Here is a 17,224-nt window from a genome sequence, read left to right on the forward strand (position 1 = left end):
AATTATATACTAAAAAAATAATACTATCTTTGTGGAAAGAAATCCCGTCCTGATGGGATTTTTTCTATTTATATAAACGACCCAATTATGAGCGCAATATCTTATTATACTGCAGAAGGATTAAAAAAATTAAGAGAAGAGTTAGATTACTTGAAAAGTGTCATGCGTCCAAAAGCGTCAGCTGATATTGCTGAAGCAAGAGACAAAGGGGATTTGTCTGAAAATGCAGAATATGATGCTGCCAAAGAGGCGCAAGGAATGTTAGAAATGAGAATTGCTAAACTGGAAGAAGTACATTCAAATGCTAGATTAATTGACGAATCCAATTTAGACCTTTCAAAGGTTTTAGTTTTATCTAAAGTAAAAATTAAAAACCAAGCGAATGGTATGGAAATGAACTATACATTAGTAGCTGAAAGTGAAGCCGACTTGAAAACAGGAAAAATCTCTGTAACGTCTCCTATTGGGAAAGGTTTACTAGGGAAATCAGTAGGTCAAGTTGCCGAAATCACGGTGCCTAATGGTGTATTGAAATTTGAAATTTTAGAAATTTCACGTGACTAATCACTGTTTTTGTAGGTGTATTAATTTCAAATAATCCAAAAGATGAGTAGCATATTTACCAAAATTGTAAACGGAGAAATTCCTTGTTATAAAATTACCGAAGACGATAATTATTTGGCTTTTCTAGATGTGAATCCTAATGCCAAAGGGCATACGCTTTGTATTCCAAAATTTGAAGTGGATAAAATCTTTGATATGGAAGAAGCACATTATTTAGGGTTAATGCATTTTTCTAGAAAAGTAGCTATAGCCCTTGAAAAAACAGTGCCATGTAAAAGAGTAGGTATGGCTGTTGTAGGACTTGAAGTACCACATGCACATGTGCACCTGATTCCTTTGAATGAGATGGACGAAATGCGTTTTCAAAATAAAGTGAGTTTAACTAAAGAAGAATTTGTAGCCTTGGCGCAAAGTATTCAGGCCAATTTATAACGGTTTTTATAAAAAATATTGGCCTTATAAAGTGGGTAAACGCCTCAAATCTATCTGTAGATTTGAGGCGTTTACTTTTTGTAAAAAAGAATAAAATAGTATCATGCGTTACTTTTCTTTAAGGTAATTTGCATCGTCGTTCCTTTTCCTATTTCAGAAGTTAGTACTTTAATTTTGCCTTTGTGGTACTCTTCAACAATTCTTTTTGTTAAAGAAAGTCCCAGTCCCCAACCTCTTTTTTTAGTAGTAAAACCAGGTTCAAAAATGGTTTTGTACTGTTGTTTTGATATTCCATTTCCAGTATCGGTGACGTTTATTTTTACAAAGTCGTTTTCAATTTCCATTTTCAAGGACAATTTCCCGCGTCCTTTCATAGCATCAATAGCGTTTTTAACTAAGTTTTCGATGGTCCAACTGTGTAAACTAGGGTTTAGCATTACATAAATGGGGGTTTGTGGCGCTTCAAAGCTAAACTCAATTTGTTTAGAGAAACGGGATTGTAAGTAATTGTAAGATTGATGAGTCTCTTCAATAATATCTTTGTTTTCAAGCACGGGTTCCGAACCTATTTTCGAAAAACGATCCGTTATCGTTTGCAAGCGTTCGATGTCTTTTTCAATTTCAGTCGTGATCGATTCCGCAACTTCATCTGCTTTCAAGATTTCGACCCATCCTATTAATGAGGTGAGCGGAGTTCCTATTTGATGCGCTGTTTCTTTGGCCATTCCCGCCCAGAGTTTGTTTTGAGTGGCAATTTTGGTACTTCGATAAAAGTAATAAACTACCGCAGCAAATAATACAATGATCAGTAATAAGGCAACAGGGTAATATTTGAGTTTATTGAGTAAGGCAGAGTTGCCGTAATATAATTTTTGAAATTTACCTGGGCCGTATTTGATCACAATAGGTTCGTTTTCATTTTTCAAGTTGTGCAAGAAAACAGCAGACTGATCGGCATCTTTGATAATGTCTTCTTCAATATTAACGGTATTGATGATGCTGTCGTTTTCGGTTAAAATGATTGGGATTGAAGTATTGTTGCTAAAAATTTGAAGAGGCAAGGTAACATCAGTATTTTCATCGGCATTGATGAGGGTTTTTTGTGCATCGGCCCATAGATTCATCTTTAGACGTTCTTCATTTTTAAAAATTTGAAAAAAAGTATAGGTGTTCCAAAGAATCAGGGAGATAATAAAAAAGGAAGCAAAAATGATAATCCATCGACTGGTATTTCTTCTTTCAGAAAACTGCATAAATGTTATTTTGTGGTATAAATATAACGAAATATCTATAGGAATGTTTTAGTACTAATAGAAAGTTTTTTCAGGTCTAATAAACATTTAGGATTAAATGAGTTTGAGTCATACTAAACTTAAACGATTTGTGTACTTTTGTAAAACAACTCCAATAAACGACTCAAGAATTATGATAACGATTGATGCAAAGACTATTGAAACAGCTAAATTACAAGGGTATTTACAAGGTTCTGTAGGCCCAAGGCCTATTGCTTTTGCCAGTACAGTTGATGAAAATGGTACGCCCAATTTATCACCTTTTAGTTTTTTTAATGTGTTTAGTGCTAATCCGCCTATTTTAGTTTTTTCGCCAGCAAGGCGAGTACGCGACAATTCAATTAAACATACCTTAATTAATTGCGAGGCTACAAAGGAAGTGGTGATTAACGTAGTCAACTTTGATATGGTGCAACAAACCTCTCTTGCCAGTACTGAATATGCTGATGGTGTCAATGAATTTTTGAAAGCGGGATTTACAGCACTGCCTTCAGAGGTGGTAAAACCCTTTAGAGTAAAAGAATCTCCAGTACAATTTGAGTGCAAAGTAACACAAATTATCGCATTAGGTACTGAAGGGGGTGCAGGGAATTTAGTATTATGCGAAGTGTTAAAAATCCATATTGATGAAGCTGTTTTGGATGAAAACGGAGCTATTGATCAACATAAAATTGACCTAGTTTCCAGACTAGGAGGCAATTGGTATTCAAGGTCAAATCAAGGTTTGTTTGAAGTGCCTAAACCTTTGTCAACGCTAGGAATTGGTGTAGATGCTATTCCAAGTCATATTATGGAGAGTAGCGTTTTTGATGGAAACGATTTAGGTAAATTAGGTAATATAGAAGCCTTGCCTACACCAGAAGAAGTTAGTATATTTGTAGACCAAAAATTTTCGGTAAAAGCAGTTTTAAGTTCAGATGACCAACAAAAAGTGCATCTAGAAGCTAAAAGGTACTTGGATGAAGGGGATGTTCTTTCGGCATGGAAAGTACTACTTGCAAAAAAATAATCATATATAACAATTAAAATAAAGGAAGATGGAAGTTACAGGAAAAATTAAAGTTGTTAATCCAGAGCAACAAGTGAGCGCCTCATTTAAAAAGAGAGAACTTGTTGTTACTACCGACGAGCAGTACCCACAGCACATTATGATTGAGTTTACTCAAGACAAATGTGATTTGTTAAACAGTTATGCAATTGGTGAGCCAGTAAAAGTTTCAATCAATTTAAGAGGTAGAGAGTGGGTTAATCCACAAGGAGAAACAAGATATTTTAATAGTATCCAAGGTTGGAGAATTGAAAAAGCAGGTGTTGAACAAGCTCCAGCAGGTACTCCACCTATGCCAGCTGCACAAGCATTTGCTCCAGCAACAAACTTAAATGAAGACGAACCAGACGATTTGCCTTTTTAATACAAGAAAAGAATATATACTAAGAGCCTTGAAGATTTTCAAGGCTTTTTTTAGGCCTAAAAATCAGGGTTTATAATCGCACCAAGTCCTATTTGACTGCCCAGCTGTGGATAAACAAAAGCAGTGGTTTTGGATTTTTTAGAAACTCTAAAAGATTTTAACGGACTCAAATGCGAGAAGATAATTCCGGAAGCAGTTCCTATTCCTGCGCCAACAAGTACATCCGACGCAAAATGTTTGTTATTTGCAATTCTAAAAGCCGCAGTTGCACCTGCAAATAAAAAGCCGCTACTGGCATACCAAAAATTAGCGTCTTTATACTCATAATACAACAAAGTAGCATTCGTAAAAGCAACAGCCGAGTGTCCCGATGGAAAACTCATATTGTCTGACAGGTCCGGGCGTTCTCTTTTTGCAATTCTCTTGGCAATCTCTACCACAACTACAGTAGCAGTATTGGCAACAATAATATTCACCGTTTGATTTCTATAATTTGTTTTGGGTGCAAACCCCAGTGATTTTCCTAAATAAATTTGAGTAATAGGAACAAACGGAAAAATATCATCGGCACTGGATCTAAATCCCGTGCCAAAAATTTGCCCCGATTTTGTTTGAATATCGCCATTGAGTTCCGAGTTCAACAAAAGAGCACCACTGGCTACAAATGCTGCCGGAATTATAAAAGACTTATAGCTAAGTTTTTTCGACACCAATAAACTATCCGCTTTTTGTCCATACATTTGCGTTATCATTAGGAATAAAAGAAGCGAAACGGCAATTTTTTTCATTATGGTATTGTTTTAAAATTCAATTTGGCAGTTTGTAACCGCAGTAGTTGGATCAAAATTAAGACATTAGATTCTAATAATAGTTCAAAATTTATGTATTATTTATCTCAAGATTTATTTTTTCCAGACGTTACATTAACGCATTCCTCGGGAATTATTGCGCTAGGCGGAGATTTATCGGCTCAACGACTGCAATTAGCTTATAAAAACGGCATTTTTCCGTGGTTTGAAGATGGCGAACCCATCACTTGGTGGTCACCTGATCCCCGTATGGTTTTATTTTTAGACGAATTGGTCGTGACAAAAAGCATGCGAAACGTCCTCAATCGAGATACATTTACAGTCACTTTCAATCAAAATTTTAGAGAAGTAATTTCTAACTGCCAGCAAATAAAACGCGACGGTCAAAAGGGAACTTGGATTACTAATGACATGATCGAAGCCTATTGCAATTTACATGAATTAGGAATCGCAAAGTCTGTTGAGGTATGGCAAGAGGGCCAAATCGTAGGCGGATTATACGGCATCGATTTAGGTCATATTTTTTGTGGCGAAAGCATGTTTTCTAAAGTCTCTAACGCAAGTAAAATCGCTTTTATCAGCTTAGTGCGTCATTTGCAAAAAGAAAATTACAAACTCTTAGACTGCCAAGTCTACAACGAACATTTAGAAAGTCTAGGTTGCCGCGAAATAGCACGCAAAGATTTCATTTCGATTCTCAAAAATAATAATTAGAGCCTAATCCAGCTGTCCGCTGCAAGTCCTCCCTCAAAACCTTTTTTTCTAAAGTCATAAAAGGAGCTTCCTGCGGTCGCTCTTTTATTCCTAGAAAAAATAGTTTTTTCCCTCCGGGCTTTCCACTCCCATCTGGGGCAAAACACAATCCGTATCTCGAAGGAGATTCGTAATAATTGACATAGTATACAATCAAATGCATCAATATGTGTATAAGTATAAAACTCGTTTTTTTAAATCTTTCTAATCTGCGTGCTATAACCTATAATCGAATTCCTTTAAGACTTTTGACTTTCAAACCTTAAGACTAAACTAAAATCCGTGTCATCCGCATGCAATAGGTACACAATCGAATTCAATTTTACGACTTTAGACTTTCAAACTTTTAGACTTTCTTAAAACTTCAACTTAGTAAATTGCCAGTTCAATGTACTAAACAAAACCAACTCATTCCTTAAACAGGGCAATTCTAATATCACTTTCAACGTTTCATGTGCCATCATAGTCCCAATCATTCCAGGCAAGGTTCCTAGAACACCATTCATGCTACAATTGGGCACATCTTTTGGATCGGGCGAATCCGGAAACAAGTCTCTCAGGTTTTTACTTTTTCGATGATTAAAAACAGCAACTTGCCCTTCAAAACCTAAAATACTTCCATAAATTAATGTTTTATCGAGACTCACACAAGTGTCGTTGACTAGATAGCGAGTAGCAAAATTATCAGAACCATCTACTATAATATCGTAATTCTTTAAAATAGTAACAGCGTTTTCCTTTGTAACTTTTTCAGGTATCGCAATCACTTCAATCAAAGGGTTTAGTTTGTGCAAAGTCGCTTTGGCAGTTTCAGCTTTCGATAGTCCCACTTGGTCTTCGGTATATAAAATCTGACGGTGCAGATTGTGAATTTCGATAGTATCAAAATCAACGATACCAATAGTGCCAACACCCGCTGTGGCGAGGTACTGGAGAATAGGACAACCCAAACCCCCCGCGCCAATAACTAAAACTTTGGCTTTTTTAATCTTGGCTTGCCCAGCGTCACCAACTTCGGGTAACATCACTTGGCGGTTGTAACGTAAAAAATCTTGTATAATGCTCATTTTTTTTTAAGTGAATAGTTGTTAGTGAGAAGTGAATAGTGAAAAGTTAACACTAATGTTGTTGTCAGTTCGAGCGAAGTCGAGAACTCTTGTTAAGCTGAAATTTATTTTATGTAAAGTGAGTAGTTGTTAGTGAGAAGTGAATAGAAATTAGTGATTCGTTAAAAGTGAAAAGTAATTAGGTAATAGCAAAGTTATTGTCAGTTCGAGCGAAGTCGAGAACTTTCGTTACCGCAATGCCTTTTTATTTGTGTATAAAAGTCAAAAGTCAACGTAATATAGCATCGTGATTATGCAATAATAAAGCGCTCTCATGACTTTTGACATTCGTCTTTATGACATTCGATTAAAACTTTTAGCCCAATCTTTCCAAACGGGTTCGTAACCGCTATTCGAAATTAAAGTTGCAATTTCTAGAGCGGACCGTTCGTCACTTATTTCAAACTGTTCCAAAGATTGCGGATCGACTACATAGCCCCCAGGATTCGTTTTAGAACCAGCGCTCATGCTAGTGGTTCCAATTGGGATAATGTTGTTTCTAAAGTTTTCATTCTCGCGTGTCGAAATCGAAATTTCCAAGTCTTCATTCCATAAACGATAAGCACAAATCAACTGTGTCAAATCGCGATCGTCCATGATAAAATTAGGAGGAACCGTTCCTTCAGCTGGACGCAACCTAGGAAATGAAACGGAGTACTTTGTTTGCCAATAGGTTTTCTGTAAATAATCCAGATGCAAAGCGTTAAAAAAACTATCTGTGCGCCAGTCCTCAAGACCTAATAATACTCCCAATCCTATTTTGTGTATCCCCGCTTTCCCAATGCGGTCTGGAGTATCTAGTCTAAAATCAAAGTTGGATTTCTTACCCTTGGTGTGATACTTTTTATACACATCCTGATGATACGTTTCTTGATACACTAACACCGAATATACACCAGCTTTATGCAAACGTTCATATTCTTCTTGGGACAAAGGTTGCACCTCAATCGAAATAATGGAGAATTGATCTTTAATCACATCAATGGCGTTCAAAAAGTAATTGATATTTACGGTATAGTTTGCCTCACCAGCGACTAATAAAACATGATCAAACCCCGCTTCTTTAAGCGCAGCGACTTCTAATTTAATCTCAAAGTCCATTAATGTTTTTCGCTTGATTTTATTATCGAGACTAAAACCACAATAGGTACAAATGTTTTGGCATTCGTTACTCACATACAAAGGAGCATACATTTGGATGGTTTTTCCAAAACGTTTTTTTGTCAGCTCATGTGTGAGCTGCGCCATTTCCTCTAAGTAAGGTTGCGCTGCTGGCGAAATCAAAGCTAAAAAATCATCTAAATCCCTTTTAGATTTGACTAACGCTTGCTCCACTTGTTTTGAAGTACTGGCATAAATTTTAGATTGGATTTCGTCCCAATTGTATTTTTCGAAAGTAGATTTGAATGTTGTCATTAGTTTGTTTTTTGACCACAAAGGGCACTAAGAGTTTCACAAAGGTCGCTAGGTTATGGCTTTTATTTTGTTTGAAAAAAGTTCACAAAGCTTAGTGAACTTTGCGATAAAACCTTGCGAACTTTGTGGTTAAATATTTAAAAACGACGTCAACGGACTCGATGCTACAGCATGCTTATATTGTTGCCCTAATCTAGCTTCGTATGCTTTTCTACCAGCAATAACTGCTTCCTTAAAAGCTTCCGCCATTAATTTAGGATTTCCTGCGACTGCAATAGCAGTATTTACTAAAACTGCATCAGCGCCTAATTCCATGGCTTTTGCAGCATCTGAAGGTGCACCAATCCCGGCGTCGATAATTACGGGAACTTTTGATTGTTCGATAATAATTTCGAGAAAATCGATTGTCTTAAGTCCTTTATTACTGCCGATTGGCGATCCTAATGGCATCACAGCCGCGGTCCCAGCATCTTCTAGTCGCTTGCACAAAACAGGGTCAGCATGAATGTACGGCAACACAATAAAACCTAGTTTAGCTAATTCTTCTGTAGCTCTCAATGTCTCGATAGCATCTGGCATCAAGTATTTAGGATCGGGGTGAATTTCTAATTTTAGCCAGTTGGTTTCTAATGCTTCTCTGGCAAGTTGAGCAGCAAAAATAGCTTCTTTAGCGTTTCTAGCTCCAGATGTATTGGGCAATAGATTAATGTGCGAATGCTGTAAATGTTTCAAAATGGCATCTGTTTCTGTTTCCAAATCGATTCGTTTTAAAGCTACGGTGACCAACTCACTCGCTGAGGCTAGAATGGCTTCTTCCATTTGGGCGTTCGAACCAAATTTTCCCGTTCCTAAAAACAAGCGGGATTCTAATATTTTGTCACCTATTTTAAACAATGATGGTTCCATAAAGGTCGTTTTTAAGTTGTTTGATTGTCTTTTTCTTGTTTTCTGATTGTGTAATCAAACCCGAAACCGCAATGCCATGGATACCGGTTTCCATTAATGCAGGAATGTCGTTTAAGCCAATTCCGCCAATCGCATATACTGGAATTGTAAGCCCTTGTTTCTTCATCTCATTCAAGATAGTTTGGTAGCCTTCGAGACCTAAAATCGGACTCAAGTTTTCCTTTGTAGTTGTGAATCGGAACGGACCTAATCCTATATAATCGCAACCATTTTGTATGTGGTTTTGAATATTTTCAAAAGTGTTTGCAGTTGCTCCAATGATTCTTGTGTCTCCTAAAATGCTTCGCGCTTCTTTGATTGACATATCGGTTAATCCTAGGTGGACGCCATCTGCTGCAATCTGTTGGGCGAGATAAACATTATCGTTGATGATGAAATTCGCCAGATACTCTTCGCATAAAATCTTTGCGGCTTCCGCCAAAGCAAAAGTGACGTCAGCTGAATGGTTTTTAAAACGAAGCTGAATCCATTTGCAACCGCCGTCTAATGCTTGATGGATATTTCTAGTTTGTTCCTCGACCGTGTTTCCTTGCGAGATGTATTGTAGTTTGTTAAACATAATGATATCCTAGTTTGGTATGGTTTGACAATAGGTAATTTTCGATATAAATTTTGGCGTTTTTACAAGCATTCAAAACGTCTTGTTCTTTGCTAAGATTAGCCGTAATTGCCGAGGATAAGACGCAACCCGAACCGTGTTTTTCATATATTTCGCTGTGATGTGGTTCAAGTCTAAAAAAGTGATCTTTGGTATACAAATAATCAACTCCAGGTTCATTGGGATTGTGACCACCTTTTAACAAAACAGTACAATGTTCTGATAGTGTTTCGGCTATAGATTCAGGATGTGTTTCTTCTTTAGATAGCTTTACAATCTCATTGTAATTGGGCGTGATTAGATCTATTTCGCTTAAAATAAGTTGTAAAGATTCGTAGTTTTTAATTTCTAAAAAATCAAATGTAGTCGAAGATTTCACAACGGTATCCCATACAATTTGAGTTGTTGCAGACAGTTGCTTAATGAGTGTAACAATGGTTCCTAAATAAAATAATGAAGGAACAATGCCAATCTTAACTGCCTTGATTTCATAAGTATTAAAAAGCTTTTCTATGGAACGTGTTGTGAATTCTAATGAAGTCCATTCTATTTCATAGAAATTGTTTTCGGTCTGGATTGTGTTTGCTGTGTTGATAGCTAAGCCATAAACTTCATGCTGTTCGAATGTTTTACTGTCAGCTAAAATTCCTGCACCTCCGGATGGATCAAAACCAGCAATGCTCAATACAAACGGGCGATTTTTTGACATAATTTAAAATTTTGTATGGGTTGATTAGTATTCCAAATATTTCCTAATAATGCGACATCATCAAAACCAAACTGAAATGTTTTTTCGATATTTTGGGCTGAAATTCCACCTAAAGCGACTAGTCTCGTTTTAAAATTGGTGCGTTCGGCAATTGCTTTTTCAGCATCCAAATCAGATTTATAATTGGGTTTAGAAATACTTTGATGTATCGGACTTAAAAATGCGTATTCAAAACAATAGTCTAGTTTATTAAAATCAGCCATGGTATGTGTCGAAGTCGATTTGACAATATCATCTCGACTATTTGTTGATTCCAAGTCCAAAGTTGCTCTTGCGTTTTCAGTAAAATGAATGCGGTTGATACCAAAATCCTGTGCTAATTGATGCTGTTGATGCAAAACCAATTGCGATCGATATTCGAGTTTAATTTTCGATAAAAACAGTTCCATGTCTTCCTTTGAAAAATCAGGTTTCCGTACATGAAGCAACTCCAATCCACACTCAAAAAGAGCGTGAATGGTGTTGATTTCATTTGAGATAGCAATTGGATTTGTGATGACGATCATTTTTTTAAGTAAAATTAGAGTTCCCCCTTCGGGGGTTAGGGGGCTTAACTATAAATCTCTTTCCCTTGTTCGATAAATTCCTCTGATTTTGCTGCCATTCCTTTTTCGGCTTCGGCAACGTCACGGATTTCTTGTGATATTTTCATGGAACAGAATTTAGGTCCGCACATCGAACAAAAGTGTGCAACTTTGGCACCTTCAGCAGGAAGCGTTTCATCGTGAAATTCTCTTGCTGTATCAGGATCTAATGATAAATTAAATTGATCTTCCCAACGGAATTCAAATCTAGCTTTGCTTAAAGCATTGTCACGGTATTGAGAACCAGGATGACCCTTAGCTAAATCAGCAGCATGAGCAGCAATTTTATACGTGATCACACCATCTTTTACGTCTTTTTTATTGGGTAAACCTAGGTGTTCTTTTGGTGTAACATAACACAACATCGCACAGCCGTACCAACCAATCATCGCCGCTCCAATAGCCGAAGTGATGTGATCATAACCTGGCGCAATATCAGTCGTTAACGGGCCAAGAGTATAAAACGGAGCTTCGTCACAATGTTCTAATTGTTTCTCCATATTTTCTTTAATCATGTGCATGGGAACGTGACCAGGACCTTCAATAAATACTTGAACATCGTGTTTCCAAGCAATTTTAGATAGCTCACCTAAAGTTTCTAATTCGGCAAATTGTGCGGCGTCATTAGCATCTGCAATAGAACCTGGACGCAAGCCATCACCAAGTGAGAAAGCAACATCATATTGCTTCATGATTTCGCAAATGTCTTCGAAATGCGTGTACAAAAAGTTTTCTTTATGGTGGAATAAACACCATTTAGCCATGATAGAACCGCCACGAGAAACAATTCCTGTAACACGCTCAGCAGTTAGGTGAATGTAACGCAATAGTACTCCAGCATGAATAGTGAAATAAGAAACCCCTTGTTCTGCTTGTTCAATTAAAGTATCACGAAAAACTTCCCAAGTTAAATCTTCGGCAATTCCGTTTACTTTTTCCAAAGCTTGGTAAATAGGCACTGTTCCAATAGGCACAGGAGAATTACGGATGATCCATTCTCTAGTTTCGTGAATGTTTTTTCCGGTTGATAGATCCATAATCGTATCTGCTCCCCAACGGCACGCCCAAACTGCTTTTTCAACTTCTTCTTCAATGGTTGAGGTAACAGCGCTATTCCCAATGTTGGCATTAATTTTAACCAAGAAATTACGTCCTACAATCATCGGTTCACTCTCTGGATGGTTGATGTTGTTCGGGATGATGGCGCGTCCACGAGCAACTTCTGAGCGAACAAATTCTGGTGTGATTGGCCCCACCCCAGCCCTCCCCGAAGGGGAGGGAGTGTTCGCACCCCAGCTGTCGCCTTTGTGTTGGCATTTCATCGCTGCAGTTTGCGTTTCTAATTGTTGGTATTTTTGGTTCTCTCTAATGGCGATGTATTCCATTTCTGGAGTGATGATACCTTGCTTAGCGTAATACAATTGGGAAACGTTAGCTCCTTTTTTAGCACGCATCGGTTTGTGTAAATATTCAAAACGAAGGTGGTTTAATTTTTCGTCATGTAGCCTTTGTTTACCGTAATCAGAACTGATTTCTGTAAGTTCTTCTACGTCATTGCGATCTAAAATCCATTGTTCGCGAATGCGAGGCAATCCTTTGCGAATGTCGATTTCGATATTGGGATCAGTGAACGGTCCCGAAGTATCGTAAATAGTAATTGGCGGATTTTTTTCGATGCGGCCATTTGACATTTTTGTGTCGGCCAATGTGATTTCGCGCATCGCCACTTTTATCGGGTGGATGTCACCATCGATGTATACTTTTTTTGAGTTTGGAAATGGGGTTCTTGATATTTTTTCTTCGTTTGTCATTTTTTATATGTATTAAAGGTTTTCCTCCCCCTAACCCCCTCCGAAGGAGGGGGAAGGATTGAGGGTATAGTGTTATGTTTTTGTTTATTCGAGTTTAGTCTTTGCTCTTTCCTCTGTTTTATATGTTCTTTTCTGCTAGGAATAGTAGAGGAAAGCCCGTAAAGGAGAAAACCGTAGAAAACAAGGAGCAGGAAAGCGACCTAAGGAAGCAATTGCTGCGACTGTGTTTTTCTGGTTTTTCGACTGCGGACTTGCAAAGATATGAGCCCGCCCGAGCAGCCAATTAGCCTCCTTGGGTTGCGGAAATAATTAAAACAGTATCGGTTTCTTTTAGGGGATGGGAATTCCAATTGGATTTTGGAATTACGGTGTCGTTGATGGCTATAGCGATTCCTTTTTGTTTTTCGGGAATTTCTAAGTCAAGAAGTGCCTGAACAGTTAGGTTACTGCTGGCAAAATGTTTGTTTTCGTTGTTGATTTTTAGTTCCATTCCTTTTGAATTTAGTATAATTATACTTTAGGAATGGCTACAAATTGCCCCAAAAAAGGGACCATGGAAGTCATCGTACTTTTCCCTACGCTAGTATGAACTAGATCAGGTTCAGAGGGTAATTCTCAGCCTACAAAGTTGTAGACACCCCTAAAGTGTGAAACAAATGTAGTTTTTTTTTAGTTTGAAGATTTTTTTTTCAAGTTAAATTTTTGTCATCAAATAGTAATTTTTGTGAAATCATCAAATCTTAACTAAAGAATAGCATGTGGATATCAGCTTTTTTTCCAGCAGTTTTCCACGTGATCATTGACAATTCCTGTGGCTTGCATAAAAGCATACATGACCGTAGAACCGACAAATTTAAAGCCTCTTTTTTTTAAATCTTTGCTAATTTTATCAGAAAGTGGGGTAGTAGCAGGGACGTCTTTTAGCGTTTTTGGGTTGTTCATGAGTGGTTTTCCATCTGTTAATTCCCAAATATATTTGGAGAAGGAACCAAATTCTTCTTGGATTTTGATGAAATTTTGCGCGTTGGTTACAGCCGAATATACTTTGAGTTTGTTGCGAATTATACCAGCATCTTGTAACAAGTCTAAGATTTTGTCATCGTTGTATTGCGCGATTTTTTTGTAATCAAATTGGTCAAAGGCAGTACGAAAATTTTCTCTTTTATTGAGAATAGTAATCCAACTCAAGCCTGCTTGAAAAGTTTCGAGTAATAAAAATTCAAATAATGTAGCATCGTCATAAACGGGCGTTCCCCATTCTTGATCATGGTAGTTTTTGTAAAGTTCGCTAGATAAACACCAGCCACATCTTTGTTTTTCGTTTTGGATATTATTCATTGCGCAAGTATTTTTCGATTATAGAATGACCCAAATAAATTAAAGGAGTCAAGGCGATGGCAATGATAAGTTTTACAAAATAACCCGTAAATGCAGATGCTATAAAAACCTCTGTCGTCATTTTGCCCGTCATCCAAAAAGCGATACCTAAAACTATAAAGCTATCAAATAATTGTGAGATCACGGTCGATCCCGTACTGCGCAACCAGATCATTTTGTTACCCGTTTTGTTTTTTAGGAAATGAAAAATAGTGACATCGATTAGTTGAGAGACCATGAAGGCGGTAATACTCCCAACAATAATCCACAAACTTTGACCAAATACACCGTTAAATTGGTTGTCAGATACGAGTCCGTCGCCTGCAACGGCTGGAATTTGCATCGCTGCATAGATAATTACAAAGGTATAGGCGATGAGGCAAGCGGTTATTACCGATAACTTTTTAACGCCTCGTTCGCCAAAGTACTCATTAATTAAATCAGTAGTAACAAATACGATGGGCCACGGTAAGATGCCAACGCTCATAAGGTAAGGACCAACTTGAATTAATTTCCCACCAATCAACTCGGCTACAACAGCATTAGTAATGAATATTCCGGCTAGAATAATATAAACGGTTTCTTTTTTGGATTGAAGCATAAAAATTGTAAAACTCAAATTTAGTCTTTTATTTTTTTATTGAAAACCAAATTATTGCTGTATCGAAATGATTTAGAGATTATCATTTTTGATAGCATTTGGATGTTTTTAATATCGTTCTGTAATAAATCATTGTTTTTAAGGTATTTACAAATCCCAGTGTTTATAGGCTATTAGGGTTAATCTTGTCTTTTTCTTGTAATTTGTACGATAAATATTAGGTTATATTGTTTTTTTTTTTTGATTTGTTCTCGGACGTCCAAAGCCACTTACTGAAAAATCAGTAAGTATTTAACCAAATTATTTTTAATATTATGAAAAAATTATTTTTAAGTGCGGCTTTAGTAGTCGCTTTTTCTTTAACTTCGTTTGCAGGGGAGAATCTAGACTCAAAGAGAGAAGGTGTTAAAATCAGTTGTAATTCTGAAGAATTTCAACAATTAACATCTAGTATTGCAACAAATTTCAAAAACGGTAGTTCGGTTACTTCTATTTTTTTTAAAAATGATTTTAAAGAATGTCATGTTACAATAAAAGGTACTATAAATGGAAAGCCTATAAATGTTGATATTACTTTTACAAGTGATTCGGGTAGTTGCATCAAAGATACGGTTAAGATTCTTGAAGAAGTAGCTGCTAGTAGATAATCTATAAAATTATGAAAATGAAAAAAATACTATTAGTTTTTATCCTGCTCTTTTCTACGTATTACTCATTTGGGGCAAATAAGATTAGAGAGACTGTTGTTGGTCAAAACGAATTTATTTCCAAAAACGATTTATGTAGTAATTTGGTTAGCGACGATTTAGCAACGTTTCTTTTAGACGTTAAGCTCTTAAAAATTTTAAATTTCACAGAGAATAGTAAAGGTCTTTATGATTGTGAAGTTAAAGTTAAAGGTAATTTTGAAGGTACTAAAGTTGATGTTGTTGTTACCATTCACGATGTGTCTTGGGGTGGTTGTCAAACTTTAAAATTGGCTGTTAAAGTTGGTCTTGCTACTATGTAAATAAAGTGTATTTATTAGGGCCTCAACTGAAATGTTGAGGTCTTTTATCAATCAAATGAACAATCAATGAAAAGTAAAAATATTTTTACAGTTTTAACTTTTGTCTTTTTTTCTAGTTTTTGTTCCAGTCAAGAGCAGGTTCAAGTGTTCGCAACCTATGATTTTAAGAATACAAATACAGGAAAAACGCAATTAGTTGAATTACGAGTTAATGAAAAAGCTGCATATTCGGAGTTTTTTGAGAGTAAAAAACTTGCGGATACCTTGTATGCCGATGAATTTGAAAATGTATTTTTCGAAAAAGAAAGCAAAGATAGTATAGGGCAACAATATTATTTGTCAAACAATGAACTAGTCTTTAGAGACCATATTTATACAAATAATGAATTTGTAGCAGTAGTGGTGACAGAGGGTCTTCCAAAGATGGATTGGATATTAAAAAAAGGCACGATCCTAATGAATGGATTTACTTGCAATGTTGCAAGTTTAGATTTTAGAGGTAGAGTGTATAATGTTTGGTACACTAACGAAGTGCCAACAAAATTCGGACCTTGGAAATTTCACGGATTATCTGGTTTGATTGTTAAAATAGAGACGGAGGACAAAAGCGTTAAATTCCAACTCACAAGTATTATATTTGAACAAAATCAAAAAATTGGAATGCCTACGTTGGGAAAAAAAATTACATTTCAAGAATTTGTACAATATGAAGAAAAAATAACCTCTGATTTTGTAGAAAAATTAAAAACAAAATTGCCTAGAGGTACAACAATTCAGGTTAATGATACTGAATCGACGAATATTGAAAAAAATTATAAATAGATTTTTAAATTCTTCAGGGGTATTGATTATTATTATGCAGTTTAGCTTTTTTTAAAACAATATTTAGATGAATCATGACATGGAGAAATGGAATGGAGCAGAGCAGTACTAATTAGTTTTTAAATATCCGAAATAATGAGAAATTCTATATTTCTTCTTTTTTTATTAGTGGTTACTATAGCTTCCTGTCAATCCACAAACAATTCTTTTGCGAGAATTGAATACAGTGTATTTTACAACACCGAATTGCCTAATACCAAGAAAGGTATTTTAGAAATTAATCTAAAGGAGAACAATGCGATTTTCTTTTTGACGGCAAGCAGTTTAGAGTCAGGAAGTAGCGTGAAAGGTGATGTGATGACTATGATCGGTAAGAATGCGGAACGGTATATGAAAACAACTGCTGATAAAAAGCTTATTCAGTATACAGAGTTCATAAAAAATGAAACCTATTTAATTAACGATACCATTCCAGAGCTGAAGTGGGAAATCAATTATGAGGAAACAAAGAATGTGGGAGATATTTTATGCAATAAAGCGACATTGAAATTTAGAGGTCGAAATTTTATTGCTTGGTATGACATGAATACTCCATTGAATTTTGGTCCATGGAAATTCAATAATTTACCGGGACTAATTTTGGAAATTTACGATGAGACAAAACGCTATAATTGGGCAGCAAGGTCTGTTGTTTTTTCGAATAACCCGACTGTAGTAGTGCCAATTGATACTGCGGTTAAGCAAATTTCATATAAAAAATTATAGAGGTGTAAAGATAAATTCTTATCTTTCGTGAAAGAATTTTATTATGGAATCATTCAAAGGGGAAAGTATTATCGATTTTTTTGACACTTTCAAAACAGATTTAACTTGTTTAGAATATTTAGCTTCAATAAAATGGAA

21 protein-coding genes, 1 pseudogene and 1 riboswitch are annotated in these 17,224 nt (G+C 36.1%); of the genes and pseudogenes, 10 read left to right on the plus strand and 12 right to left on the minus strand.

What is annotated here, in order from left to right:
• Positions 1-87 precede the first annotated feature (87 nt).
• Positions 88-564: a transcription elongation factor GreA gene (gene greA / locus H8R24_RS08625; protein ID WP_187018135.1), complete on the plus strand. Its 477-nt coding sequence runs from the start codon at positions 88-90 to the stop codon at positions 562-564.
• A 42-nt stretch (positions 565-606) separates the two neighbouring features.
• On the plus strand, positions 607-996 hold the full coding sequence (locus H8R24_RS08630) for an HIT family protein (RefSeq protein ID WP_187018134.1): 390 nt from the start codon (positions 607-609) through the stop codon (positions 994-996).
• Between the two features lie 101 nt (positions 997-1,097).
• Here the strand turns inward: H8R24_RS08630 and H8R24_RS08635 are convergent, their stop codons facing one another.
• Positions 1,098-2,249: a sensor histidine kinase gene (locus H8R24_RS08635; RefSeq protein WP_187018133.1), complete on the minus strand. Its 1,152-nt coding sequence runs from the start codon at positions 2,247-2,249 to the stop codon at positions 1,098-1,100.
• 172 nt (positions 2,250-2,421) lie between these two features.
• Here H8R24_RS08635 and H8R24_RS08640 point away from each other — a divergent pair, with 172 nt between their 5' ends.
• Positions 2,422-3,297 (plus strand): flavin reductase family protein, encoded by an 876-nt coding sequence (locus tag H8R24_RS08640; RefSeq protein ID WP_187018187.1) that lies wholly within the window; start codon positions 2,422-2,424, stop codon positions 3,295-3,297.
• A gap of 28 nt (positions 3,298-3,325) precedes the next feature.
• Entirely contained in the window at positions 3,326-3,700 is a 375-nt protein-coding gene (locus H8R24_RS08645) for a DUF3127 domain-containing protein (protein WP_187018132.1), read from the plus strand.
• 56 nt (positions 3,701-3,756) lie between these two features.
• Here the strand turns inward: H8R24_RS08645 and H8R24_RS08650 are convergent, their stop codons facing one another.
• Positions 3,757-4,488 (minus strand): phosphatase PAP2 family protein, encoded by a 732-nt coding sequence (locus H8R24_RS08650; protein WP_187018131.1) that lies wholly within the window; start codon positions 4,486-4,488, stop codon positions 3,757-3,759.
• 93 nt (positions 4,489-4,581) lie between these two features.
• On the opposite strand from H8R24_RS08650, the gene aat reads away from it, so the two are divergent.
• A complete protein-coding gene (gene aat, locus H8R24_RS08655) occupies positions 4,582-5,223 on the plus strand; it encodes a leucyl/phenylalanyl-tRNA--protein transferase (RefSeq protein WP_187018130.1) in 642 nt (213 codons plus the stop codon).
• 395 nt (positions 5,224-5,618) lie between these two features.
• On the opposite strand, the gene H8R24_RS08660 is transcribed toward aat, so the two are convergent.
• From H8R24_RS08660 to H8R24_RS08705, 10 genes are all read right to left on the minus strand, one after another.
• Positions 5,619-6,329 carry a HesA/MoeB/ThiF family protein gene (locus H8R24_RS08660; RefSeq protein WP_187018129.1) on the minus strand — a complete coding sequence of 237 codons (711 nt, stop codon included), beginning with the start codon at positions 6,327-6,329 and terminating at the stop codon, positions 5,619-5,621.
• 333 nt (positions 6,330-6,662) lie between these two features.
• Positions 6,663-7,784 (minus strand): 2-iminoacetate synthase ThiH, encoded by a 1,122-nt coding sequence (gene thiH, locus H8R24_RS08665; RefSeq protein WP_187018128.1) that lies wholly within the window; start codon positions 7,782-7,784, stop codon positions 6,663-6,665.
• A 129-nt stretch (positions 7,785-7,913) separates the two neighbouring features.
• Positions 7,914-8,690 carry a thiazole synthase gene (locus H8R24_RS08670; RefSeq protein WP_317172574.1) on the minus strand — a complete coding sequence of 259 codons (777 nt, stop codon included), beginning with the start codon at positions 8,688-8,690 and terminating at the stop codon, positions 7,914-7,916.
• Complete coding sequence (locus tag H8R24_RS08675) at positions 8,671-9,309, minus strand: thiamine phosphate synthase (protein WP_187018127.1); 639 nt, start codon at positions 9,307-9,309, stop codon at positions 8,671-8,673. The genes H8R24_RS08670 and H8R24_RS08675 overlap by 20 nt, the downstream gene beginning before the upstream one ends.
• A complete protein-coding gene (locus tag H8R24_RS08680; protein WP_187018126.1) occupies positions 9,302-10,057 on the minus strand; it encodes a hydroxymethylpyrimidine/phosphomethylpyrimidine kinase in 756 nt (251 codons plus the stop codon). The genes H8R24_RS08675 and H8R24_RS08680 overlap by 8 nt, the downstream gene beginning before the upstream one ends.
• Positions 10,030-10,623, minus strand: coding sequence for a thiamine phosphate synthase (locus tag H8R24_RS08685; RefSeq protein WP_187018125.1), 594 nt, complete (start codon positions 10,621-10,623; stop codon positions 10,030-10,032). Before H8R24_RS08685 ends, H8R24_RS08680 begins: the two co-directional genes overlap by 28 nt.
• Positions 10,624-10,667: 44 nt before the next feature.
• Positions 10,668-12,512 carry a phosphomethylpyrimidine synthase ThiC gene (gene thiC / locus H8R24_RS08690; RefSeq protein WP_187018124.1) on the minus strand — a complete coding sequence of 615 codons (1,845 nt, stop codon included), beginning with the start codon at positions 12,510-12,512 and terminating at the stop codon, positions 10,668-10,670.
• 283 nt (positions 12,513-12,795) lie between these two features.
• The gene (gene thiS, locus H8R24_RS08695; protein WP_026709596.1) at positions 12,796-13,002 is read right to left on the minus strand and encodes a sulfur carrier protein ThiS; all 207 of its coding nucleotides are present in this window, start codon (positions 13,000-13,002) and stop codon (positions 12,796-12,798) included.
• Between the two features lie 65 nt (positions 13,003-13,067).
• A riboswitch (TPP riboswitch) is annotated at positions 13,068-13,164 on the minus strand.
• 113 nt (positions 13,165-13,277) lie between these two features.
• The gene (locus tag H8R24_RS08700; RefSeq protein ID WP_187018123.1) at positions 13,278-13,850 is read right to left on the minus strand and encodes a DNA-3-methyladenine glycosylase I; all 573 of its coding nucleotides are present in this window, start codon (positions 13,848-13,850) and stop codon (positions 13,278-13,280) included.
• Positions 13,843-14,490, minus strand: a complete 648-nt coding sequence (locus H8R24_RS08705) for a queuosine precursor transporter (RefSeq protein WP_187018185.1) — start codon at positions 14,488-14,490, stop codon at positions 13,843-13,845. Before H8R24_RS08705 ends, H8R24_RS08700 begins: the two co-directional genes overlap by 8 nt.
• Positions 14,491-14,804: 314 nt before the next feature.
• On the opposite strand from H8R24_RS08705, the gene H8R24_RS08710 reads away from it, so the two are divergent.
• From H8R24_RS08710 to H8R24_RS08730, 5 genes and pseudogenes are all read left to right on the plus strand, one after another.
• The gene (locus tag H8R24_RS08710; protein ID WP_187018122.1) at positions 14,805-15,137 is read left to right on the plus strand and encodes a hypothetical protein; all 333 of its coding nucleotides are present in this window, start codon (positions 14,805-14,807) and stop codon (positions 15,135-15,137) included.
• A gap of 17 nt (positions 15,138-15,154) precedes the next feature.
• Positions 15,155-15,499, plus strand: coding sequence for a hypothetical protein (locus tag H8R24_RS08715; RefSeq protein WP_187018121.1), 345 nt, complete (start codon positions 15,155-15,157; stop codon positions 15,497-15,499).
• A 66-nt stretch (positions 15,500-15,565) separates the two neighbouring features.
• Positions 15,566-16,321, plus strand: a complete 756-nt coding sequence (locus H8R24_RS08720) for a GLPGLI family protein (protein WP_187018120.1) — start codon at positions 15,566-15,568, stop codon at positions 16,319-16,321.
• A 135-nt stretch (positions 16,322-16,456) separates the two neighbouring features.
• A complete protein-coding gene (locus tag H8R24_RS08725) occupies positions 16,457-17,086 on the plus strand; it encodes a GLPGLI family protein (RefSeq protein ID WP_187018119.1) in 630 nt (209 codons plus the stop codon).
• 43 nt (positions 17,087-17,129) lie between these two features.
• Positions 17,130-17,224 (plus strand): annotated as a pseudogene (locus tag H8R24_RS08730) (IS1595 family transposase); the annotation flags it as partial.

This window comes from Flavobacterium muglaense, from assembly GCF_014305155.1.
GTDB lineage: Bacteria > Bacteroidota > Bacteroidia > Flavobacteriales > Flavobacteriaceae > Flavobacterium > Flavobacterium muglaense.